Origin of the sequence: Bacillus sp. FSL R5-0709 (assembly GCF_038004785.1) — a bacterium.
GTDB classification, from domain to species: Bacteria; Bacillota; Bacilli; order Bacillales; family Bacillaceae_G; genus Bacillus_A; species Bacillus_A mycoides.
This window is the reverse complement of the sequence record NZ_JBBORT010000001.1, coordinates 4,001,747-4,023,502: the sequence shown is the minus strand read 5'-3', so window position 1 is coordinate 4,023,502 and position 21,756 is coordinate 4,001,747. Positions and strand designations below refer to the sequence as shown.

Genomic DNA, 21,756 nt, shown 5'->3' with positions numbered 1-21,756 from the left:
GTGGGGAGAAGCTTATGAAAGAAGTATTAGAAGTTTTACCGAAAACGATGAAACAGTTAGTTGAAGGCTGTAAACAATACGATACTCTAGAGGAAATTCGCGTTCGAATTGGAAGGCCACTAGAGTGTATCGCACATGGAGAAGTGTTTTTCTATGACTATATCGCTACAGCGGAAGATGCGATCCATTTATTGAATAAATTAAGCCAATTCTCAATTTATACGATGGAAGAGGAATTGAAACGTGGATATGTGACACTACGAGGAGGACATAGAATTGGCCTAGCTGGAAAAGTCATTACAGAAAAAAGTGCAGTGAAAATGATTCGGGATGTCTCTTCTTTTAATATTCGTATTGCCCGTCAAAAAATAGGGATTGCTGAGCCGCTTCTGCCATATCTTTATGAATCGCGATGGTTAAACACGATGGTAATTGGCCCACCGCAAACGGGGAAAACAACACTTTTAAGAGATGTAGCACGCTGTATGAGTCAAGGTGTAAGTGCTTCGAAAATTCCTTCATGTAAAGTGGGGATTGTTGATGAACGATCAGAAATTGCGGGTTGTGTGAAAGGAATCCCACAATATGACTTTGGCGTGCGAGTAGATGTATTAGACGCTTGTCCAAAAGCTGAAGGAATGATGATGATGATTCGTTCTATGAGCCCAGACATATTAATCGTAGATGAAATTGGACGTAAAGAAGATAGTGAAGCGATTATGGAGGCGGTACATGCAGGTGTTCAGCTTTTTATAAGTGCACATGGATTTTCTTATGATGACGTTGTGAAACGTCCATCGTTACAGGCGGTGCTGGAACTTGGTGTATTTGATAGGTTTGTGGAATTATCAAAAGCGAGAGGGCCAGGAACAGTTATGCAAGTGAAAGATAGAGATGGAAAACCAGTATTATCCCATAGAAAGGTTCAAGGCGTATGGTGAAAATATTTGGGGCGGTATTAATAGTTGCTGTTAGCACTTTTTTCGGATTTTCATACGCTAAAAGGTACAGTGAGAGACCGCGGCAACTTAGGTTATTGAAGGCAGCATTGCAATCATTAGAAGCTGAAATTATGTATGGACACACGCCGTTATCTGAGGCTGCAGAGCGTTTAGTCAAACAAATGCCGAAGCCGTTAAATTGGATATTTCAAAGCTTTTCGAAACGGCTAGAGGACGGGGAGCAAACAGTTAGAGAAGCTTGGATTGATAGTTTGAAGGAGAACTGGACGTTAACGGCGTTTAAACAAACCGAGTATGAAATCTTACAACAATTTGGTGAAACACTTGGACAACATGATCGTGAATCACAGCAAAAACATATTCGCTTATGTATTACACATTTGGAGAGAGAAGAAGGAGAAGCGAAAGCATTACAACTACAATATGAAAAAATGATAAAGAGTTTAGGGGTACTAGCAGGGCTACTTATCGTAATTTTACTGCTATAGGGGGGAGAAAGGCGATGTCCATTGATGTTGGATTAATATTTCAAATCGCCGGAATCGGCATTGTTTTAGCTTTCATTCATACTGTACTAAAAGAATTAAAGCGAGAGGATATTGCAAATTGGGTTATCCTTGTCGGTTTTGTCGTTATTTTGTTTCATGTTGCATTTTTAATTAATACTCTATTCGACAAGATTAAAAGTGTCTTTCTCTTCCAGTAAAGGAGGCGGTTCGAATCGAAATTATACAAATTGTCGGATTAGGCCTCGTTGCTACATTTTTAGCTGCTGTTTTAAATCAGCATAAGTCTAGTATTACATCGTTATTTATTGTGTTCATTGGTAGCATGATGTTTCTTCTCTTAATCGATCAAATTCATTCTATTTTACAAATGATTGAGAGAGTGGCGAGTGAAGCGAAGGTTAGCAACGTATATGTAGAAACGTTATTGAAAATTATAGGGATTGCTTATATCGCTGAGTTTGGTGCGCAAATTACAAAGGATGCTGGTCAAGGTGCAATCGCTTCGAAAATTGAATTAGCTGGGAAAATCTTAATTCTCGTCATGGCAATTCCTATTTTGACGGTTGTAATTGAAACAATTCTCGGTTTTTTACCTACGGGATAAGGGGGAGTGAATGTTGAGGAAGTTTGGAGCTAAGCTATTATTTGCTTGCTTCCTTTTCTTTTCTTTACCGATTGTTGTACAAGCTTCTCCTATAGAAACAAACGTCGTTGATCAACAATTGGATAAGCTCGGAATTGAAGATGTGAAGCAATTTTGGGACGGGCTTGTTACAAAGTATGGAGGCTATTTACCAGAGAGTCAAAAAGGAAGCTTTATGGAGTTTGTAAAGGGAGAAAAAGAGTTCTCCATAAAAGAGTGGATGATAGGTCTACTAAAATATTTATTTCATGAGCTTGTTGCAAATGGAAAGTTACTTGGAACGCTCATTATGCTCACGATTTTCAGTGCATTGTTGCAATCGTTGCAATCTGCTTTTTCAAAGAGTAGCGTGAGTAAAATCGCTGATGCAGTCGTATACATGGTACTTATTATTTTCGCTTTAAATAGTTTTTATGTCGTCATGACATATGCAAGAGAGACGATACAAACAATGGTAGATTTCATACTAGCGTTATTACCAATTTTACTCGCACTCATAGCAACAGGCGGCGGTGTTGTTTCTGTATCGTTTTTTCATCCGATTATCATTTTCTTAATGAATACGAGTGGGCTTCTTATGAACTATATCGTTCTACCACTTTTATTACTTGCAACTATATTAAGTATTGTAAGCACGATGAGTGATCAATATAAAGTTACGAAATTGTCCAAGCTTTTGCAAAACGTTAGTGTTGGGATTATTGGTATCTTTTTGACGGTTTTTTTAGGCGTATTATCTGTACAGGGAACAGCGTCAGCCGTTGCTGATGGTATAGCTGTGAAAACGGCTAAATTTGTAACAGGAAACTTCATTCCTGTAGTAGGAAGGATGTTTACTGAGGCGGCGGATACTGTTATTAGTGCATCTGGATTATTAAAAAATACAGTCGGAATTATCGGGCTCGTTATTTTATGCTTAATTGTCGCTTTCCCAGCGATTCAAATTTTTTGTATCGCGTTTATTTATAAATTCGCAGCAGCAGTATTGCAACCGGTAGGCGGAGGAGCAATTATTCAATGTTTAGATATCATTGGACGAAGTATCATTTACGTATTTGCTTGCTTAGCTATCGTATCATTTATGTTCTTTTTAAGTATCACAATTATTATTGCTGCCGGGAACATTACTCTCATGATGCGGTAGGAGGTGAAGAGTATGCAATTTGTTACAGAGTGGATTAGAAATATTATCGTTTTTTTACTCTTAGCGACAATGCTTCATCTTATTCTTCCAAATTCAAATTTGCAAAAGTACGTTAAATTCGTTGTAAGTCTATTGTTAGTCGTATTAATTTTAACTCCTCTATTTAAGTTGTTACAAACAGATGTAAATGAAGTTATCGCAAATTTCAATGAGGAAAAGTACGTAGCAGATGGATCTGTAAAAAATTCGATAGATTCGAAGAAAAAAGAAATACAAGCTCTAACACGTGCATATAGTTTAGAAGAGATGGCTACCAAAATGAAAAAAGACGTAGGAAAAGAGTTTGAGAAAAAGTATGGTATGACAGTCTCTGAAATACAAATAGTCGCAGTGGAACATGCAGAAGAAGTAAAGTCAGCGAAAGATATTCAATCTGTTGTTGTGACGTTGAAAGAAAAAGAACGTAGTAAAAATGATGCAATCGAAACAGTAAAGCCAATTGAAATTAATATGAAAGAACCTCCAAAAAAAATAGAAGAAACGAATGTAGAAATGAAAGATTTCTTTTCAAGCAGGTGGCAACTAGAGGATAAACAAATCCAAGTTCAGATGGAAGGGAGGACAGGTAGCGTAAATGGACAATAAAGATAAAAATTCGAGGTTCTCATTTTTTCGAAACTTATTAAATGGGGATGGAAAAGAAAGTAATGAGAAGGGGAAAAAGGTAACACCTAAGTTTTTGCTTGTCCTACTCATACTTGGGATTGCGCTTATGTTTTCTAGTAATTTCTTATCACCTAAAAAAGAAGAAGTGCCTGTGTTTAAAGAAAAGACAAGTCAAAGCCAAGATAAAGATGTACCAACTTTCGGTCAAAAAAACAATGATAATATGTCAAATGTAGAAAAATACGAAAAAGCGTATGAACAAGAATTGAAAGCTTCTTTAGAAGAGATAGCCGGAGTAAAAGATGTAACTATTAAAGTGAACTTAGATTCATCTGAAGAAAAAATACTCGAGAAAAATACAGTAAAACGTTCACAAACGACAGGTGAAACTGATAAAGCAGGCGGGAAAAGGGAAGTAGAAGACGAGTCTCTTGATGAAAAGACAGTCATTATACGTGAAGGTGATAAAGAAACTCCAATTGTTTTGCGAACAGAGAAACCGAAAGTACGAGGTGTTCTGGTCGTAGCAAAGGGAGTGGATAATATACAAATAAAAGCAATGGTAAAAGAAGCTGTGACGCGATTATTAGATGTACCAGCTCATCGCGTTTCAGTATCACCGAAAAATTGATAGGGAGGAAATAAAGTGTTAAAAAAACAAACGGTTTGGCTATTAACGATGTTAAGTTTAGTGGTTGTACTATCTGTTTATTACGTAACAACTCCTGATAAAATGAATACAGCAGCACCGGCAACGGGTGAAAAGATGGGACAAGAAAAGCAAGGTGTTGATAAAGCAGTTACAAAAGAAACAACGAAAGAAACTACAAATAAAGAGACAACAAAAGAAAATACAAGCAAGGAAACTACAAATAAAGAAACAGACAAAAAAGAGAATGACAAAAAAGAAACAAGTAAAAAAGAGGCTAGCGTAACAGTTCAATCAAGCGATGAGAATTTTACAGCGCTACGTATGCAAATGGAAGATCAGCGTAGTGTAGAGAAAGAAAAGTTACAAAATGTAATGAAGTCATCAAAATCTTCAGCAGAAGAAAAGAGTAAAGCGAAAGATAATCTTGATGCAATCACTACGATGGAAACGAAGCAACAATTACTTGAGACAGTGATTAAATCTCAAGGCGGATATAAGGATGCTCTTGTAAGAGCTGATGGAACGGACATTAAAGTAACAGTTAAATCGGCAAAGCATTCACAAAAAGAAGCGAATAAAATTATTCAGCTCGTAAGAAGTGAAGGTGGTTCAAAAGATGTAGGTGTGAAATTTGATCCATCAGTAAAATAAATTGAAATTATAATAGGTGTTGCTGCTTCAAATTAGATAAAAGAATAATAGAAAAAAGCTATCGTTTTCGATAGCTTTTTTCTATTTCATCTTTGCAGTTGTATTTAGTATTTTCAATTGGAAACGGGGAAATACGCTGTGAGTAAAAGATTAATGGTTCGTGATGATGGTGATTAGTTTTTCCAGATTTGACGTGAATGAAGAGGACCAATGTCCAAATCACTACGGCAGGCAAGAACAGGATGAGCCATATCATATGTCCGCACCTCACTACAATAAATTTGCTACACTTTGAACATACTATTCTTTTATGAAGGAAGAATGAACGGCGCGTAAACAAAAAAATAATATTTGGTAAAAATATGTTTTTTTACCGTAGATAAAATGAAGAATGCTGAGGGAATTACGTTTTTACACTTTGCAGTTTTGAAAAAGTAAAGAATGTTTTTTAGGAAGTGGTCTTGCCAATTTCGTGTGAAACTTGGTATTATTACTAGGTAATAATTTTTTAGTGGAATAATATTTTTACAGGAATTTCGATTTATAATAAAGAAATATAAATTGGAATGTTTAAAAAATTTAGCGTAAGATGGGAATAGTAAATATTTCTATTAGTAAATGTCATAGGAATAAATTTTCTAATAGAATGCATCGTATTTTTACAGTAAATCAGTTTGATGCCAATCTGTAAAAACGGGACAAACAAGAGTATGGGAGTGGATTTTACATGTTTAAAATTCAAGAAGTTCGTGAATTAATTAAATTAATTGATAGCTCTAATATTGATGAATTTGAATACAAAAAAGACGGTACAACAATCAAAATGAAAAAACGTGGTAATGAAGTAGTTACTGTGCAAGCACCGGTAACGAAACAGGTAGTACAGCCAGCAGCATCTGTCGAAGTAGAAACAGCAGTAGCGGCAGCGCAAGTAGAAGCGCCAAAACAAGAAGAGAAGACAGCTGTTCAAAATGAAAACCTACATAAAATCACATCACCGATGGTAGGGACATTTTATTCCTCTTCTTCGCCTGATACACCTCAATATGTAAGTGTTGGGGACAGAGTATCGAAAGATTCTATCGTATGTATTGTTGAGGCTATGAAATTATTTAACGAAATTGACGCAGATGTAGAGGGCGAAATTGTTGAAATTCTTGTTAATAATGGACAGCTTGTTGAGTATGGACAACCGCTATTTCTTGTAAAAGCGTAATAAGGGAGTCTTTGTGATGATAAAAAAAGTATTAATAGCCAATCGTGGGGAAATTGCTGTACGAATTATTCGTGCTTGTAAAGAAATGGATATTGAAACAGTTGCAATTTATTCAGAAGCAGACAAAGAGTCACTTCATGTGCAAATTGCAGATGAAGCGTATTGTGTTGGACCAACGATTTCAAAAGAAAGCTATTTAAATTTGACGAACATTATTAGTGTTGCGAAATTAACAGGTTGTGATGCAATTCATCCGGGATATGGATTTTTAGCAGAGAATGCAGATTTTGCAGAATTATGCCGTGAGTGTAACTTGATTTTTATCGGTCCAAGCCCAGAAGCCATTTCAAAGATGGGCACAAAAGACGTTGCACGTGATACAATGAAAGAAGCAGGGGTTCCGATTGTACCAGGTTCACAAGGGATTATTAAAAATACCGAAGAAGCGATCGAGCTTGCTAATCAACTTGGATATCCAGTTATCATTAAAGCGACTGCAGGTGGCGGCGGAAAAGGTATTCGTGTTGCGCGCCATGAAGAAGAGCTTGTAAAAGGAATTCAAATTACACAGCAAGAAGCCAGTACCGCTTTTGGGAACCCTGGTGTATACTTGGAGAAGTACGTTGAAGATTTCCGCCATGTTGAGATTCAAATAATGGCAGATACACATGGAAATGCCATTCATTTAGGAGAGCGTGATTGTACAATTCAGCGCCGTCTGCAAAAACTATTAGAAGAAAGTCCATCACCTGCACTTGATGAGAATATTCGCAAGCAAATGGGTGAGGCAGCAGTTAAAGCGGCGGTAGCGGTTGATTATACAGGTGCTGGTACGGTTGAGTTTATTTATGAATATAAAACGAAAAGCTTTTATTTCATGGAGATGAATACGAGAATCCAAGTTGAACATCCAGTTACTGAAATGGTAACAGGGATGGATTTAATTAAAGAACAAATTCTTGTTGCTTCTGGAGAAAAGTTATCGTTACAGCAAGAAGAAGTACAATTTAATGGTTGGGCAATGGAATGTCGAATTAATGCGGAAAACCCTGCCAAAAAATTTATGCCATCTCCAGGTAAAGTAGAAATGTACTTACCACCAGGCGGATTTGGTATTCGCGTCGATTCAGCTGTATATCCGGGATATTCAATACCACCTTTCTATGATTCGATGGTTGCTAAATTAATTGTTCACGGAAAAACACGTGAAGAGGCAATTGCAAAAATGAAGCGAGCGCTCAGTGAGTTTGTCATTGAAGGCGTACATACAACAATCCCGTTCCATTTGCAATTGCTAGAGCATCCTGATTTTGTAAAAGGTGAGTTTAACACGAAATTTTTGGAAGAGCATGAACTTGTGACGCAGTGATACATTAAAGGAGGTTTTTTTCATGGCTGAACATATGTTAGATATGGGTCAAGATACAACTCTTGGAAAAGTAGAAATTGCACCAGAAGTAATCGAAGTAATTGCAGGTATTGCAGCTGCTGAAGTAGAAGGTGTAGCGGCAATGCGTGGTAATTTTGCTACAGATGTTGTTGAGAAGTTAGGTAAGAAAAATCATGGTAAAGGTGTAAAGGTTGAATTAGCAAACGAAGATATTATTGTTGACCTTTATGTTGTGATGTATTTTGGTGTAGCGATTCCGGTTGTTGCACAAAAAATTCAAGACAATATTCGCCAAGCACTCTTTACAATGACAGGACTTGAGCCAAAAGAAGTGAACGTTCACATCGTTGGCGTAACATTCGAAACACAAAAAACAGAAATCGAACCAGTGTAAGAGTGGAAAAAGGTGCCTAGTAAAATAGGCATCTTTTTTATCGTTTCATTTCTTCACAAATTAAAACCCTCTAATTATTATACTATTTCAAAAAAAAAGAAAAATAAAACGGTATGTTTCATTTTTCCAAAAAACGTACATTGTGATAAGATATGGAACTTGAAGTTAATCTTTTTATTATTTTTCAGCCTTGTACCCCGTGTGTGAAACGATAAATTGTGTTATTATCATTGTATTATAAGGTTGGAAAATCAATGAAAACTGCAAGAGTAAGTGAATTGACGGCTTATAAATTATAATAATATAACAAAACATAAGGAAAGACTTGAAGTATAAAGGAGAGTTACAATGAAACGTAGGACGGCTAGAGAAAGAGCAATGCAAGCATTATACCAAATGGATATTACAGGTGAATTAGAACCGAAAGTAGCGGTGGAAAATACGCTAGATGAAGGCGAAGAAACAAATGAGTTTCTAGAATCACTTGTTGTAGGATTTGTAGACAACAAAGAAGAGATTGACGCAGCAATTCGTCAAAATTTAAAAAAGTGGAAGCTTGAGCGTATTAGTATTGTTGATCGCAGTATTTTACGTGTAGCTGTGTGTGAGATGAAATACATGGAAGAAATTCCGCACAATGTAACAATTAACGAAGCAATTGAAATCGCAAAAACATTTGGGGATGAGGAATCTCGTCGTTTTATTAACGGCGTTTTATCTAATATAAAAGATACACTGTAATTTCTTTAAGGGGGAAACTTAAAATGGTAGCAGTAATCATCAAAGGAAATGAAGTTGCGGAGAAAAAACGAGCACAATTAAAAGAAAAAGTTGTGAAGTTAAAAGAGCAAGGGATTGTACCAGGATTAGCAGTTATTTTAGTTGGAGAAGATCCAGCATCTCGTTCTTATGTAAAAGGAAAAGAAAAAGGCTGTGAGCAAGTAGGAATCTATTCAGAGCTAATAGAACTTCCTGAAACGATTACTGAGGAGCGTTTGCTTGCTGAAATCGATCGCTTAAATGGAGACGACCGCATTAATGGCATATTGGTACAATTACCTTTACCAAAACATATTGAAGAAAAAGCTATCATTGAAAGAATTTCACCGGAAAAGGATGTAGATGGATTTCACCCAATCAGCGTAGGACGTATGATGACGGGACAAGACACATTCCTTCCATGTACACCGCATGGCATTTTAGAATTAGTAAAAGAAACGAATCTTGATATTTCTGGAAAGCATGTTGTTGTAATTGGAAGAAGTAATATTGTTGGTAAACCAGTGGGGCAACTGTTTTTAAATGAAAATGCAACTGTCACATATTGTCATTCTAAGACGCAAAATATAAAAGAATTATCGAAGTTAGCTGATATTTTAATCGTAGCCGTTGGACGACCGAAAATGGTAACAGCTGACTATATTAAAGAGGGTGCGGTTGTAATTGATGTTGGTGTTAACCGTTTAGAAACAGGCAAACTTTGTGGTGATGTTGATTTTGACAATGTATTAGACGTTGCAGGTTACATTACGCCTGTGCCAAAAGGAGTCGGCCCAATGACTATTACAATGCTTCTTCACAACACTGTGGAGTCTGCAAAGCGTGCAGGTGTTGTTTGTCAATAATTTGAATCGGCTATGAGGAGAGAGAAATGGAGAAACAATATTTAACCGTTACAGCATTAACACGCTATATTAAAACAAAAATAGAGTATGATCCGCATTTACAGTCTGTTTGGTTAAAAGGAGAAATTTCCAACTTTAAATATCATAGTCGTGGTCATATGTATTTTACATTGAAAGATGAAAATGCAAGAATTGCAGCGGTTATGTTTGCGGGTCATAATCGTAACATTAAATTCAGACCGGAAAATGGAATGAAAGTACTTGTAAAAGGAAAGATTTCTGTTTATGAGGCGAGTGGTTCTTATCAAATTTATATTCAAGACATGCAGCCTGACGGAATTGGAAACTTGCATTTAGCTTATGAGCAATTAAAAGTTCGTTTAGAGGAAGAGGGCTTGTTTTCTCAAGTTTATAAAAAAATAATTCCTCCGTATGCTAAAACAATAGGTGTAATCACGTCGCCAACAGGAGCAGCAATTCGCGATATTATAACAACAATTAAACGTCGTTATCCAATTGGAAATGTTATTGTGTTTCCTGTACTTGTACAAGGGGAGTCAGCAGCTCCCTCGATTGTACAAGCAATTCGTACAGCGAATGAAATGGGAGATATTGATGTTTTAATTGTTGGGCGTGGTGGAGGCTCTATTGAAGAATTATGGGCCTTTAATGAGGAAGTAGTTGCAAGAGAAATTTTCACAAGTGAGATTCCGATTATTTCGGCTGTAGGCCATGAAACAGATTTTACAATCGCAGATTTTGTCGCGGATTTACGTGCACCAACACCGACTGCAGCAGCTGAGTTGGCGGTACCTAATACTATAGAGTTACAAGAAAAGGTATTACAAAGAACTCTGAGATTGCAAAGAGCAATGAGAGAGAGAGTACATAAAAAAGAAGAAAAACTGCAAGTGTTACAAAAATCTTATGCGTTCCGTTATCCAAGGCAAGTGTACGAGCAAAAAGAAGAGCAGTTAGACAGGGCTCTTGAACAACTTGTTTTAGCGAAAGAGCGTTATATAGATAAAAAAGTAAATCAATTAAAGCAACTTTCATTTTATTTAGAAAAGCACCACCCATCTCAAAAAATTATACAAACGAAAACGGCAATTGAAACGTTGCAAAAGCAGTTGCAACGTGAAATGCAAACATTACTTCAAACGAAGGAGTTCGTATTTGTGAGAGCGGCTCAAAAGCTTGAGGTATTAAGCCCGCTTAAAGTAATGATGAGAGGGTATGGGCTTGTATACGATGAAGAGAAACAAGTATTAAAAAGCGTGAAGGATGTTAGCCTTGGAGATGCTGTTTCGGTTCAATTACAAGATGGAATACTAGATTGTAGTGTATCAAGCATAGAGGAGCGTGAATTGAATAATGGAAAATAAGTTAAGCTTTGAAGAAGCAATTTCGCAGCTTGAGCATCTCGTTTCTAAGCTTGAACAAGGTGATGTACCTTTAGAGGAAGCAATTTCTTATTTTAAGGAAGGCATGGAATTATCTAAGCTTTGTGATGAGAAATTGAAAGATGTACAAGAACAAATGGCAGTTATCCTTGGGGAAGATGGAGAGCTTAAACCGTTTACTGCTTTAGGAGATGAAGCATAGTGACACATATAGCTTTTGATGCTTTTTTGAAAGAGAGTAAAACTTTCGTAGAAGAAAAGCTTGTAAGCTATGCAAATGAATTACAATGTCCAAATGTGCTTCGTGAAGCGATGGCATATTCTTTGGAAGCGGGTGGGAAACGTCTCCGCCCGTTACTTTTATTTGCAACGTTACAAGCGTTTGGGAAAGAAAGAAATCTTGGAGTGGGTGCAGCTTGTGCCCTTGAAATGATTCATACATATTCGTTAATTCATGATGATTTACCTTGTATGGATGATGATGATCTAAGACGAGGAAAGCCTACAAATCATAAAGTATTTGGTGAAGCAATGGCAGTTTTAGCGGGAGATGGTTTGTTGACATATGCTTTTCAAGTTATTATGGCATATGAGCAAAAAGAAATCTCTGCTGAAAAAAAAGTAAGACTTGTACTTGAGCTTGCGAAAGCAGCAGGACCTGAAGGAATGGTTGCTGGACAAGTGGCAGATATGGAAGCTGAAGGAAAACGACTTACAATTAATGAATTAGAGTACATTCATAATCATAAGACAGGTAAACTGCTTGAGTTTGCTGTACTTGCAGGCGCGATACTTTCTGATGCTACAGAAGAGCAAGAAGAGAAGTTACTTGCATTTGCGAAATATATCGGTCTAGCTTTCCAAATTAGAGATGATATTTTGGATGTAGAAGGAACAGAAGAAGAGATTGGAAAACCGATTGGTAGTGATGCTTCCAACGAGAAGAGCACATATACGACGTTATTTACTGTAGATAGAGCAAAATCTATTTTAGAGGAGAAAATTGCAAAAGCAAAAGCTTCTATTAGCTCCTTACAATTACAAGATGAATATTTACTATCTATTTGTGATTTAATCGCAAAACGTAATAACTAATATAACAGCGTTTCCATTTGTTGAGTCATTCATCATTTTATGATATAAATGTAGGAAAAGGTTTTTCTTTTCTTGTTATTGGCAAAAATATATGTAGATTACATTGCCGTTATCACTTCGTGTTAGCGGCTATTTTTTTCATCACGTAAAGAAATATGATGTATAATATGATAAGTGAAAAAATGGAAGTGTTTTCTGAAAGCAGGACAAGATAAAAAGAATAGAAAAGATAATTTCTTGTGTTGTGTAAATGTTTCTTATAATATTTGACATGTTGACAGATTATGAAATGAAAGTGAGTGATCCATGTGGATCTAACGCAAATTCAAAACCCTAGTTTTTTGAAAGATATGTCTATCAGTGAACTAGAGGGGTTGAGTGAGGATATTCGTAAGTTTTTAATTGAAGAGCTCTCTCAAACAGGTGGACATATTGCACCTAATTTAGGTGTAGTAGAACTCACAATTGCTCTGCATAAATTATTTGATAGTCCGAAAGATAAGTTTTTATGGGACGTAGGACATCAATCCTATGTACATAAAATTTTAACAGGGCGTGCGAAAGAATTCGGCACATTAAGGCAATACCAAGGTCTATGTGGTTTTCCAAAACGCTGTGAGAGTGAGCATGATGTTTGGGAAACTGGTCATAGTTCAACGTCGTTATCTGCTGCAATGGGAATGGCTCTAGCACGTGATTTAAAGAAAACGGAAGAATACGTTATACCAATCATTGGCGATGGTGCATTAACAGGCGGAATGGCTTTAGAGGCATTGAACCACATTGGGCATGAAAAAACGGACATGATTGTTATTTTGAATGACAATGAAATGTCAATTGCACCAAACGTCGGTGCACTTCATAATGTACTTGGTCGTTTACGTACCGCAGGGAAGTACCATTGGGTAAAAGATGAACTAGAGTATATATTGAAGAAAATCCCAGCAGTCGGCGGGAAAGTTGCTGCGACAGCAGAGAAAATAAAAGATAGTCTAAAATATTTACTAGTATCAGGCGTCTTTTTTGAAGAATTAGGCTTTACATATTTAGGTCCGGTCGATGGGCATGATTATGAAAAGTTATTCGAAACGTTGCAATATGCAAAGAAAACAAAAGGCCCAGTACTTGTTCATGTTATTACGAAAAAAGGAAAAGGTTATAAACCAGCTGAAAGTGACGTTATTGGAACTTGGCATGGAACAGGATCGTATAAAATTGAGTCAGGTGACTTCGTTAAACCGAAAGAAGTTGCACCAGCATGGAGTGCTGTTGTTAGTGAAACAGTGCTTAAGCTAGCGAGAACGGATGAACGTATCGTTGCAATTACGCCTGCAATGCCTGTTGGATCGAAACTTGAGAAATTCCAAAAAGAATTTCCGGATCGCATGATTGATGTAGGTATTGCAGAGCAGCATGCTACAACAATGGCAGCTGGTATGGCAACACAAGGGATGAAGCCGTTCTTAGCAATTTATTCAACATTTTTACAAAGAGCATATGACCAAGTTGTTCATGATATTTGTCGCCAGAATTTAAACGTTTTTATTGGAATAGATCGCTCTGGATTAGTAGGAGCAGACGGTGAAACGCATCAAGGTGTATTTGACATCGCGTTTTTACGTCACTTGCCGAATATGGTGCTTATGATGCCGAAAGATGAAAATGAAGGTCAACATTTAGTATATACAGCGATGCAATACGAAGATGGGCCGATTGCTTTACGTTATGCACGCGGAAATGGACTTGGCGTTCAAATGGATGAAGAATTAAAGGCGATTCCAATCGGTACATGGGAAACGTTAAAAGAAGGCACACAAGCAGCAATTTTAACGTTTGGTACGACAATCCCGATGGCAATGGAAGCAGCTGAGCGTCTTGAACAAGCTGGAATATCAGTGAAAGTAGTGAATGCTCGCTTTATTAAGCCGATGGACGAAGCATATTTACATGAGCTTTTAGGGAAAAATATACCGATTTTAACGATTGAAGAGGCTTGTTTAATCGGTGGCTTTGGAACGGGAGTAGTTGAATTTGCTTCTGAGAACGGATACCATAGTGCTTTAATTGAACGAATGGGTATTCCTGATCGCTTCATAGAGCATGGTAGTGTAACAAAACTGTTAGAAGAAATTGGTTTAACAACAGATGCTGTTGTAGACCGTATTCATACAATGATTCCATCAAAACAAAAAAGGGCGTAACAAATGAGCGTAAAAAAAGAAAGAGTAGATGTACTATTAGTAGAGCGAGGGCTTATAGAAACGCGTGAGAAGGCTAAACGTGCTGTTATGGCAGGTCTTGTATATGCGAATGAAATGAGACTCGATAAGCCAGGGGAGAAAATCTCACAAGATACGGAGATTACGGTGAAAGGGCAAGTCATGCCGTATGTAAGCCGTGGTGGTTATAAGCTTGAAAAGGCATTAGAAACATTTCAACTTGATTTACAAGATAAGGTTATGATAGATATTGGTTCATCAACTGGTGGTTTTACAGACTGTGCGCTTCAAAATGGGGCGAAGTTATCCTACGCATTAGATGTAGGATATAATCAACTTGCGTGGAAATTGCGTCAAGATGAGCGTGTTGTTGTGATGGAACGAACGAACTTCCGTTACGTGACACCGGCAGATTTAGAGCGTGGTTTACCGCAGTTTGCAAGTATTGATGTTTCATTTATATCATTAAGGCTTATATTGCCGGTTTTAAAAACAATGCTTATGCCAAATGGTGATGTAGCTGCATTGATTAAACCTCAGTTTGAAGCTGGACGAGAACAAGTCGGGAAAAAAGGCATTGTTCGTGATAGAAAAGTACATGAAGCTGTCGTGGAAATGATTGTCGATTTTGCTCTTAAGGAAGGCTATAATATCGAAGGTTTAACATTCTCACCAATTACAGGCGGGGATGGAAATATTGAATTTTTAATTCATCTAAAGTGGCACGGTGAGCGTGAGAATGGCGAAAATCATTCTCCGGTTTCTATTGAGCAAGTTGTTACAGAAGCACATGATGTTCTAAAACAAAAAGGGAAAGGGGAATAACATATGTTGTTCCTCTTTTTGTTGTAATCGTATAATGATTGTAAAAACAATTGTGTACAAGTAATGGATTATACGGTAACATAAATAAATGAAGTATACCAATGTTTAAACTATGGTAAGAGATAGTGTGAGGTGCAAATGTATGAATAAAGGTCAGCGCCATATTAAAATCAGGGAAATTATTGCTAACAAAGAAATTGAAACACAAGATGAACTAGTTGATATTTTACGTAATGTGGGGTTTAATGTAACGCAAGCAACAGTATCGCGCGATATTAAAGAACTGCACTTAGTGAAGGTGCCATTACATGATGGCCGCTATAAATATAGCTTGCCAGCAGATCAACGATTTAATCCGTTGCAAAAATTAAAACGAAATCTAGTGGATTCATTTGTAAAATTAGACACGGCAGGACATATGCTTGTGCTAAAAACATTGCCTGGTAACGCTCATTCACTTGGGGCACTCATTGATCATTTAGAGTGGGATGAGATTGTCGGAACCATTTGTGGTGATGATACTTGCTTAATTATTTGCCGTACACCTGAAGATACAGGTGTTGTCTCTGATCGTTTCTTAAATATGCTTTAACAGAAAAATCTTGTTTACTTTCCTCTGTAAAGTGGAAAGTAAACAAGATATTTTTATTGGCGAAAAATACGGATTTTCAAATACAATACATTATTTTTTTTGAATGAAGTTAGAAAATAGGTGGATTGACCCGTAAAACGAATGTTTGGTACAATGGAGCGGGTTAGAAGAGTAATTTATACATACAAACATATAGTATAACTATTTGAATGAAGAATACTGAGAAAAGCCCTTAATAGGGGATTAGTTTATAACGAGGTGAATGGGGCATTGTTATCGGAATTATCGATCAGAAACTTTGCTATTATTGAGGCATTAAATATTTCTTTTCAAAAAGGTTTAACCGTTTTAAGTGGTGAAACAGGAGCTGGAAAATCCATTATTATTGATGCAATTAGTTTGCTTGTTGGTGGCCGTGGTTCAGCAGAATTTGTTCGATATGGAACAGAAAAGGCTGAGATAGAAGGCTTATTCTATGTGGAAGATGACAAACATCCATGTATCGCAAAGGCAGAAGAGTTAGATATAGAAATAGAAGATGGCATGATTATTTTGAAGCGTGACATCGCTGCGAACGGAAAAAGTGTCTGTCGTGTAAATGGGAAACTTGTTACACTCAGCATATTAAAAGAGATTGGAAAAACGCTAGTTGATATTCATGGACAGCATGAAACACAAGATTTAATGAATGAAGAGCGTCATATGTTTATGCTTGATCATTTTGATGGAAATCGCATTGTTAAACAATTGGGCATATATCAAAATGTATATACAGACTACGAGAAGTTAAAAAAACAGCTGAAATCTTTAAGTGAAAATGAACAACAAATGGCCCATCGTCTAGATTTAATTCAATTCCAACATGAAGAAATTCGTAAGGCGGATTTAAAAATGGATGAAGAATATGAATTGACTGAGGAAAGATTAAAAATCTCCAATTTTGAAAAGATTTATAAAGCATTAGGAGATGCGTATCGTTCGTTAAGTGGAGACGGACAGGGATTGGATCACGTAAGAAATGCAATGGGACAAATGGAGAGTATTACGCACTTAGATGAAGCGTATCAAGAAAATCATGATTCTATTGCAAATAGTTATTACTTATTAGAAGAAGTTGCATACCAGCTTAGAGAAAAATTAGATATGATGGAATATGATCCGAAACGTCTAGATGAAATTGAAACACGTTTGAATGAAATCCGTATGTTAAAGAGAAAGTATGGAAATACTGTAGAAGAGATTTTAGCGTATGCTGATAAAATTGAACAAGAAATTTTTACGATTGAAAATAAAGACGTACATATTGAAACGACGAGAAAGCAGTTAACGAAATTAGAAGGTGTTATTGTAAAAGAAGCAACGTTGTTAAGTACTATGCGTCATGAGCTTGCAGATCATCTTACAAGCGCTATTCATCAAGAATTAAAAGAACTATATATGGAAAAAACGAAATTTGAAGTGAGAATTATGAAGAGGGTAGGAAATGTAGAAGAACCTCTCGTGGAAGGAACACCGGTAAAACTTACGGCGGATGGCTACGATCATGTGGAATTTTATATTTCAACGAATCCGGGTGAACCGTTAAAGCCACTTTCAAAGGTCGCTTCTGGCGGAGAGTTATCTCGTATTATTTTAGCTTTAAAAAGCATTTTTTCTAAGCATCAAGGTGTTGCATCTGTTATTTTTGATGAAGTGGATACGGGTGTGAGTGGTCGGGTTGCACAGGCTATTGCGGAAAAAATTTATCGTGTATCAGTAAACTCGCAAGTACTTTGTATTACGCACTTACCTCAAGTAGCTTCAATGGCGGACTCTCATTTATTTATTAGAAAACAAGTGGCGAATGATCGTACGATTACATCGGTTACTGTGTTAAGTACGGATGAAAAAGTAACAGAAATTGCTCGAATGATTTCTGGTGTTGAAATTACAGATTTAACGACAGAGCATGCGAAAGAGTTACTTACGCAAGCGCATCATTTCAAACAGACAGCAGAGGCTATCCAGTAATGGATAGCTTTTTTTTCTCAAATGACGATTTCTTAATTCTTCCGGTTATAAATAAAGCGCTGCAAGGAGAGATTAAAAAGTGAAGCCAAGAGGCTGAATGTGGGGTAGGAGCGAGGAGAGTGAACAAATTGAAATTAGAAAGATTTCGAAAAATAATAGGTCTTTGTCTCCTTGTTTCTCTAGTTTTTATTGGATGTTTTAAACCGCTTCGAACGTTTATTTCATCTCCGAAGCAACTTGTTGTTTTTGAAGGACAACAATCAGAAATAGCATCATTACCAGTTTTTAAGGCTGCATCTACAAATCGTAATGTATTTACTGTAAGTTCAAATGAACAAGAACTTATGGTAAATTCTCACCAAAATGGTGAAGCTGATATGGTGTTTCAACTTGCTGGTTTTCCAGTGAAAAAAGTAAATGTGAAAGTATTAAAAGATTTTAAAGTTATTCCAGGTGGACAATCGATTGGTGTAAAATTGAACACAAAAGGTGTACTTGTTGTAGGCCATCATTTAATTCAAACTGAAAAGGGTAAAGTATCTCCTGGTGAAACAGCTGGTGTACAGATTGGAGATATGATTACTGAAATCAATGGTAAAACAATTGAAAGAATGAGTGATGTAGCACCATTTATTCATAATAGTGGAGAAACAGGTGAACCGCTTAATCTTGTTTTATTAAGAGATGGAAAATATATTCGTGCTAAGCTAACACCACAAAAAGACAATGGTGAATCCTCTTACCGAATTGGACTGTATATTCGTGATTCAGCAGCTGGTATCGGAACGATGACATTCGTACATCCAGATTCCATGAAATATGGAGCGCTTGGTCATGTAATTTCCGATAATGATACAAAAAAGCCAATTCAAGTAGAAGATGGACAAATTATGCGTTCGACAGTAACGTCTATTGAAAGAGGAAGTCACGGGAACCCGGGAGAAAAATTAGCAAGATTTTCACCGGATCGTGAAGTGATTGGTAATATTACAATAAATAGCCCGTATGGTATTTTTGGGAAATTAAACACAGATATGACAAACGGCATAATGGATAAAGCAATGCCTATCGCATTATCCCATCAAGTAAAAGAAGGGCCAGCGAAAATATTAACAGTTATTGATCAAGATAAGGTGGAAGCGTTTGATATTGAAGTTGTTAGTACGGTACCACAAAAGTTCCCGGCTACAAAAGGTATGGTTATAAAAGTGACAGATAAACGTTTACTAGCAAAAACGGGTGGTATTGTACAAGGAATGAGTGGAAGTCCGATTGTACAAAATGGGAAAGTAATTGGTGCGGTTACACATGTATTTGTAAATGATCCAACGTCAGGATACGGTGTTCATATTGAATGGATGTTACATGAGGCTGGAATTAATATTTATGATCAAGAGAAAAAAGCGAGCTAATACATATTAGCTCGCTTTTCTTTTGAAAAATTCGTTGAAATTTTGTAAAAGCTCCGCAAGAGCTGTTTTTTGTTGCAAGATATAAGCAAAGGGTTGAACGTTTCGCTGTAATTCTATGATGGAATGTGTTGCGAAAGTAAAAAAATGAACGATAAACATATTTTTTTGTGATTTTATCGGAAAGTAAGAAACTTTAAAGGGAATTTTCACACAATTGTCGAACAATTCATGTAGCCTAGAAGCTTACACATGTCGGAAGAATCGATTCGGTAAGGGAGGAAAAACTGTGGAGAAAATTAAAGTATGTCTTGTGGATGATAATAAAGAATTGGTATCGATGCTAGAGAGTTATGTTGCTGCCCAAGATGATATGGAAGTTATCGGAATTGCTTACAATGGTCAAGAATGTTTAAACTTATTGAAAGAAAAGCAGCCTGATATACTCGTTTTAGACATTATTATGCCACATTTAGATGGTCTAGCTGTGCTAGAGAAAATGCGACATATTGAAAGGTTAAGACAACCTAGCGTTATTATGTTGACAGCATTCGGACAAGAAGATGTGACGAAAAAAGCGGTTGATTTAGGGGCATCATATTTCATATTAAAACCATTTGATATGGAGAATTTAACAAGTCATATTCGTCAAGTTAGTGGTAAGGAAAGTGCTACTATTAAACGTCCATTACCATCTTTCCGATCAGCAACAACGATCGATGGAAAACCGAAAAACTTAGATGCGAGTATTACAAGTATCATTCATGAAATTGGTGTACCCGCTCATATTAAAGGGTACATGTACTTACGAGAAGCAATCTCTATGGTGTACAATGATATCGAATTACTAGGATCTATTACGAAAGTATTATATCCAGATATTGCAAAGAAATATAATACAACAGCAAGCCGTGTCGAGCGCGCAATCCGTCACGCAATTGAAGTAGCTTGGAGCCGTGGGAATATTGATTCTATTTCGTCCTTATTTGGTTATACTGTATCCATGTCAAAAGCAAAACCTACGAATTCTGAGTTCATCGCAATGGTTGCGGATAAGCTAAGACTTGAACATAAGGCTAGCTGAGAGGAAAAGTAGTAAGGGATTTAAGTTTTAGTAGAGCTTAATAATTCTTGAAATTTATACTCGATATCAATTTTAAAACCAATAAACTTTTATTTAATGACCAATGAATTTTAGAATTCGTTGGTCTTTTTATTTTGTTGAGAAAAAGAGGGAGAAGTGATATCGATTTTATCAAAATTATTTGGGTAGATAAAAAGGGTTGTTTGATATTATGGAAAATAAAACCTGTTTTTAGTAATATTACATATAAGTGAGTTTTTTAAGGTAATTAAATAGGTATACAGAGGGAGAAGGAAAATGAAAAACAAAATATTAACTTGGCTAGGAATAGTAGCAGCTATGGGAGTTCTTGCTGTTGCAGTTACATTTGGAATGTTAGAGCTTGCCGATAATCCAGTAGATAAAGAAGTGAGTGCTCAAATAGATAAAAAAGAAGACCCAACGATAGTAGGTAGAGAGGTAGATGGAGTCTTTGTTGATGTGTATGTTACTGAAAATTCTACTGAAAGCGAAGTCATTACAGCGATGTATCACATGACTCATCAAAAAGTAGTGGCAGAACGAAAATCGGGATCCATCCCAATGATTCAAAATAACGCTGAAAAATTAAAAAAAATCATAAATAAGAGTAGTTTTGCGAAGAAAAATGAGCTTGTAGCAATTGCTGATAGATGGGCGAAAAAAGATTTTAGTAAAATTGTAGAAGATCACAATTTTTTCTCGGATGCTCAAGAGGGTAATGTTTGTAAAGCCACTAGAGCGATGGATGCGGTAGAAGAGCAACATTATATTTTAACTACATTCGGGGAGGAAAAAGCGAAAGAACTATACGAATCAGGGGATACTCCGCACATTCAATAAAAAATAATATGAAGGGCTTCTAGTTTTTTTATTACCTTGCTTTAAGGGGGCAATGGTGACTTGTGAATAAATATTCTGCTTTCTTTATGACTTGTAACAAAAAAGAAGATATATAATTCATTATTAAATGATGAAGTAAAGGCTAAATCGCATCGTAGTACATCTGTTAAAGGATTTTAGCGGGGAAGTCATCCATGATATAATAGATGATAATAAAAAGCCCTGCAAAACAGGACTATATTATTCTTCGTCTTTATTTTGTTTTTCTAATTCAACTAACTTTTGGATTAAAATATGCTGTGGCATATGCATAAGTTGTTCAAGTGGAACACCTAACGCTTTTGATAGGCGGACTGCAGTGTCTGGAGAAATTTGTAATGGTCTCATAGAAGTACCTCCTTTTTCG

Annotated in this window: 25 protein-coding genes; 23 read left to right on the top strand and 2 right to left on the bottom strand. The window is 36.4% G+C overall.

Going from position 1 to position 21,756, the window contains the following annotated elements:
- Nucleotides 1-14 precede the first annotated feature (14 nt).
- Genes spoIIIAA through MKX37_RS20470 form a run of 8 tightly spaced genes read left to right on the top strand, consistent with a single transcriptional unit; the run spans nt 15 to nt 5,227 of the window.
- Nucleotides 15-941 (top strand): stage III sporulation protein AA, encoded by a 927-nt coding sequence (gene spoIIIAA / locus MKX37_RS20505; RefSeq protein ID WP_002088576.1) that lies wholly within the window; start codon nt 15-17, stop codon nt 939-941.
- Nucleotides 935-1,450, top strand: coding sequence for a stage III sporulation protein SpoIIIAB (gene spoIIIAB / locus MKX37_RS20500; protein WP_002088574.1), 516 nt, complete (start codon nt 935-937; stop codon nt 1,448-1,450). Before spoIIIAA ends, spoIIIAB begins: the two co-directional genes overlap by 7 nt.
- 14 nt (nt 1,451-1,464) lie before the next feature.
- Nucleotides 1,465-1,668, top strand: a complete 204-nt coding sequence (gene spoIIIAC / locus MKX37_RS20495) for a stage III sporulation protein AC (RefSeq protein WP_000020914.1) — start codon at nt 1,465-1,467, stop codon at nt 1,666-1,668.
- 23 nt (nt 1,669-1,691) lie between these two features.
- A complete protein-coding gene (gene spoIIIAD / locus MKX37_RS20490; RefSeq protein ID WP_078172833.1) occupies nt 1,692-2,075 on the top strand; it encodes a stage III sporulation protein AD in 384 nt (127 codons plus the stop codon).
- Nucleotides 2,076-2,085: 10 nt separating this feature from the next.
- Nucleotides 2,086-3,258 (top strand): stage III sporulation protein AE, encoded by a 1,173-nt coding sequence (spoIIIAE, locus tag MKX37_RS20485; protein WP_002033983.1) that lies wholly within the window; start codon nt 2,086-2,088, stop codon nt 3,256-3,258.
- Between the two features lie 12 nt (nt 3,259-3,270).
- Nucleotides 3,271-3,903 carry a stage III sporulation protein AF gene (gene spoIIIAF / locus MKX37_RS20480; protein ID WP_002015059.1) on the top strand — a complete coding sequence of 211 codons (633 nt, stop codon included), beginning with the start codon at nt 3,271-3,273 and terminating at the stop codon, nt 3,901-3,903.
- Nucleotides 3,893-4,555, top strand: a complete 663-nt coding sequence (gene spoIIIAG, locus MKX37_RS20475) for a stage III sporulation protein AG (RefSeq protein ID WP_002088572.1) — start codon at nt 3,893-3,895, stop codon at nt 4,553-4,555. The genes spoIIIAF and spoIIIAG overlap by 11 nt, the downstream gene beginning before the upstream one ends.
- Before the next feature lie 15 nt (nt 4,556-4,570).
- The gene (locus MKX37_RS20470) at nt 4,571-5,227 is read left to right on the top strand and encodes a SpoIIIAH-like family protein (RefSeq protein WP_002015062.1); all 657 of its coding nucleotides are present in this window, start codon (nt 4,571-4,573) and stop codon (nt 5,225-5,227) included.
- 58 nt (nt 5,228-5,285) lie between these two features.
- On the opposite strand, the gene MKX37_RS20465 is transcribed toward MKX37_RS20470, so the two are convergent.
- The gene (locus MKX37_RS20465; RefSeq protein WP_012261697.1) at nt 5,286-5,483 is read right to left on the bottom strand and encodes a hypothetical protein; all 198 of its coding nucleotides are present in this window, start codon (nt 5,481-5,483) and stop codon (nt 5,286-5,288) included.
- A 471-nt stretch (nt 5,484-5,954) separates the two neighbouring features.
- On the opposite strand from MKX37_RS20465, the gene accB reads away from it, so the two are divergent.
- The 15 genes from accB to MKX37_RS20390 all read left to right on the top strand — a co-directional run bounded on the left by accB (nt 5,955) and on the right by MKX37_RS20390 (nt 21,350).
- On the top strand, nt 5,955-6,443 hold the full coding sequence (gene accB / locus MKX37_RS20460) for an acetyl-CoA carboxylase biotin carboxyl carrier protein (RefSeq protein ID WP_002129047.1): 489 nt from the start codon (nt 5,955-5,957) through the stop codon (nt 6,441-6,443).
- A gap of 16 nt (nt 6,444-6,459) precedes the next feature.
- The gene (accC, locus tag MKX37_RS20455) at nt 6,460-7,812 is read left to right on the top strand and encodes an acetyl-CoA carboxylase biotin carboxylase subunit (protein WP_002015065.1); all 1,353 of its coding nucleotides are present in this window, start codon (nt 6,460-6,462) and stop codon (nt 7,810-7,812) included.
- 22 nt (nt 7,813-7,834) lie between these two features.
- Entirely contained in the window at nt 7,835-8,227 is a 393-nt protein-coding gene (locus MKX37_RS20450; protein ID WP_000807630.1) for an Asp23/Gls24 family envelope stress response protein, read from the top strand.
- Nucleotides 8,228-8,575: 348 nt separating this feature from the next.
- On the top strand, nt 8,576-8,968 hold the full coding sequence (nusB, locus tag MKX37_RS20445) for a N utilization substance protein NusB (protein WP_002067080.1): 393 nt from the start codon (nt 8,576-8,578) through the stop codon (nt 8,966-8,968).
- Nucleotides 8,969-8,991: 23 nt separating this feature from the next.
- Complete coding sequence (folD, locus tag MKX37_RS20440) at nt 8,992-9,852, top strand: bifunctional methylenetetrahydrofolate dehydrogenase/methenyltetrahydrofolate cyclohydrolase FolD (RefSeq protein ID WP_002067081.1); 861 nt, start codon at nt 8,992-8,994, stop codon at nt 9,850-9,852.
- A 26-nt stretch (nt 9,853-9,878) separates the two neighbouring features.
- Nucleotides 9,879-11,237, top strand: a complete 1,359-nt coding sequence (gene xseA, locus MKX37_RS20435; protein ID WP_002015068.1) for an exodeoxyribonuclease VII large subunit — start codon at nt 9,879-9,881, stop codon at nt 11,235-11,237.
- On the top strand, nt 11,227-11,457 hold the full coding sequence (gene xseB / locus MKX37_RS20430) for an exodeoxyribonuclease VII small subunit (protein WP_000428422.1): 231 nt from the start codon (nt 11,227-11,229) through the stop codon (nt 11,455-11,457). The genes xseA and xseB overlap by 11 nt, the downstream gene beginning before the upstream one ends.
- A complete protein-coding gene (ispA, locus tag MKX37_RS20425) occupies nt 11,457-12,350 on the top strand; it encodes a (2E,6E)-farnesyl diphosphate synthase (protein ID WP_002129045.1) in 894 nt (297 codons plus the stop codon). Before xseB ends, ispA begins: the two co-directional genes overlap by 1 nt.
- Nucleotides 12,351-12,658: 308 nt before the next feature.
- Nucleotides 12,659-14,551: a 1-deoxy-D-xylulose-5-phosphate synthase gene (dxs, locus tag MKX37_RS20420; RefSeq protein WP_002129043.1), complete on the top strand. Its 1,893-nt coding sequence runs from the start codon at nt 12,659-12,661 to the stop codon at nt 14,549-14,551.
- 3 nt (nt 14,552-14,554) lie between these two features.
- Nucleotides 14,555-15,394: a TlyA family RNA methyltransferase gene (locus MKX37_RS20415; protein ID WP_002015074.1), complete on the top strand. Its 840-nt coding sequence runs from the start codon at nt 14,555-14,557 to the stop codon at nt 15,392-15,394.
- A gap of 142 nt (nt 15,395-15,536) precedes the next feature.
- Nucleotides 15,537-15,986 carry an arginine repressor ArgR gene (gene argR, locus MKX37_RS20410; protein ID WP_002015076.1) on the top strand — a complete coding sequence of 150 codons (450 nt, stop codon included), beginning with the start codon at nt 15,537-15,539 and terminating at the stop codon, nt 15,984-15,986.
- 270 nt (nt 15,987-16,256) lie between these two features.
- On the top strand, nt 16,257-17,996 hold the full coding sequence (recN, locus tag MKX37_RS20405) for a DNA repair protein RecN (protein WP_002088564.1): 1,740 nt from the start codon (nt 16,257-16,259) through the stop codon (nt 17,994-17,996).
- Nucleotides 17,997-18,115: 119 nt separating this feature from the next.
- The gene (spoIVB, locus tag MKX37_RS20400) at nt 18,116-19,408 is read left to right on the top strand and encodes a SpoIVB peptidase (protein ID WP_002015079.1); all 1,293 of its coding nucleotides are present in this window, start codon (nt 18,116-18,118) and stop codon (nt 19,406-19,408) included.
- Between the two features lie 286 nt (nt 19,409-19,694).
- Nucleotides 19,695-20,489, top strand: coding sequence for a sporulation transcription factor Spo0A (spo0A, locus tag MKX37_RS20395; protein ID WP_002015081.1), 795 nt, complete (start codon nt 19,695-19,697; stop codon nt 20,487-20,489).
- Between the two features lie 297 nt (nt 20,490-20,786).
- A complete protein-coding gene (locus MKX37_RS20390; protein WP_002167694.1) occupies nt 20,787-21,350 on the top strand; it encodes a PRK06770 family protein in 564 nt (187 codons plus the stop codon).
- A 240-nt stretch (nt 21,351-21,590) separates the two neighbouring features.
- Here the strand turns inward: MKX37_RS20390 and MKX37_RS20385 are convergent, their stop codons facing one another.
- Entirely contained in the window at nt 21,591-21,737 is a 147-nt protein-coding gene (locus MKX37_RS20385; RefSeq protein ID WP_001247671.1) for a YycC family protein, read from the bottom strand.
- Nucleotides 21,738-21,756: the final 19 nt, after the last annotated feature.

Coding starts and splice junctions, on each gene's coding strand:
- xseA (WP_002015068.1), top strand. CDS start 9,879: ATGGAGAAACAATATTTAACCGTTACAGCATTAACACGCTATATTAAA.
- spoIIIAA (WP_002088576.1), top strand. CDS start 15: ATGAAAGAAGTATTAGAAGTTTTACCGAAAACGATGAAACAGTTAGTT.
- MKX37_RS20385 (WP_001247671.1), bottom strand. CDS start 21,737: ATGAGACCATTACAAATTTCTCCAGACACTGCAGTCCGCCTATCAAAA.
- MKX37_RS20390 (WP_002167694.1), top strand. CDS start 20,787: ATGAAAAACAAAATATTAACTTGGCTAGGAATAGTAGCAGCTATGGGA.
- accC (WP_002015065.1), top strand. CDS start 6,460: ATGATAAAAAAAGTATTAATAGCCAATCGTGGGGAAATTGCTGTACGA.
- spoIIIAC (WP_000020914.1), top strand. CDS start 1,465: ATGTCCATTGATGTTGGATTAATATTTCAAATCGCCGGAATCGGCATT.
- MKX37_RS20465 (WP_012261697.1), bottom strand. CDS start 5,483: ATGATATGGCTCATCCTGTTCTTGCCTGCCGTAGTGATTTGGACATTG.
- spoIIIAF (WP_002015059.1), top strand. CDS start 3,271: ATGCAATTTGTTACAGAGTGGATTAGAAATATTATCGTTTTTTTACTC.
- argR (WP_002015076.1), top strand. CDS start 15,537: ATGAATAAAGGTCAGCGCCATATTAAAATCAGGGAAATTATTGCTAAC.
- spoIIIAB (WP_002088574.1), top strand. CDS start 935: ATGGTGAAAATATTTGGGGCGGTATTAATAGTTGCTGTTAGCACTTTT.
- MKX37_RS20450 (WP_000807630.1), top strand. CDS start 7,835: ATGGCTGAACATATGTTAGATATGGGTCAAGATACAACTCTTGGAAAA.
- folD (WP_002067081.1), top strand. CDS start 8,992: ATGGTAGCAGTAATCATCAAAGGAAATGAAGTTGCGGAGAAAAAACGA.
- xseB (WP_000428422.1), top strand. CDS start 11,227: ATGGAAAATAAGTTAAGCTTTGAAGAAGCAATTTCGCAGCTTGAGCAT.
- spoIIIAG (WP_002088572.1), top strand. CDS start 3,893: ATGGACAATAAAGATAAAAATTCGAGGTTCTCATTTTTTCGAAACTTA.
- MKX37_RS20415 (WP_002015074.1), top strand. CDS start 14,555: ATGAGCGTAAAAAAAGAAAGAGTAGATGTACTATTAGTAGAGCGAGGG.
- nusB (WP_002067080.1), top strand. CDS start 8,576: ATGAAACGTAGGACGGCTAGAGAAAGAGCAATGCAAGCATTATACCAA.
- accB (WP_002129047.1), top strand. CDS start 5,955: ATGTTTAAAATTCAAGAAGTTCGTGAATTAATTAAATTAATTGATAGC.
- spoIIIAE (WP_002033983.1), top strand. CDS start 2,086: ATGTTGAGGAAGTTTGGAGCTAAGCTATTATTTGCTTGCTTCCTTTTC.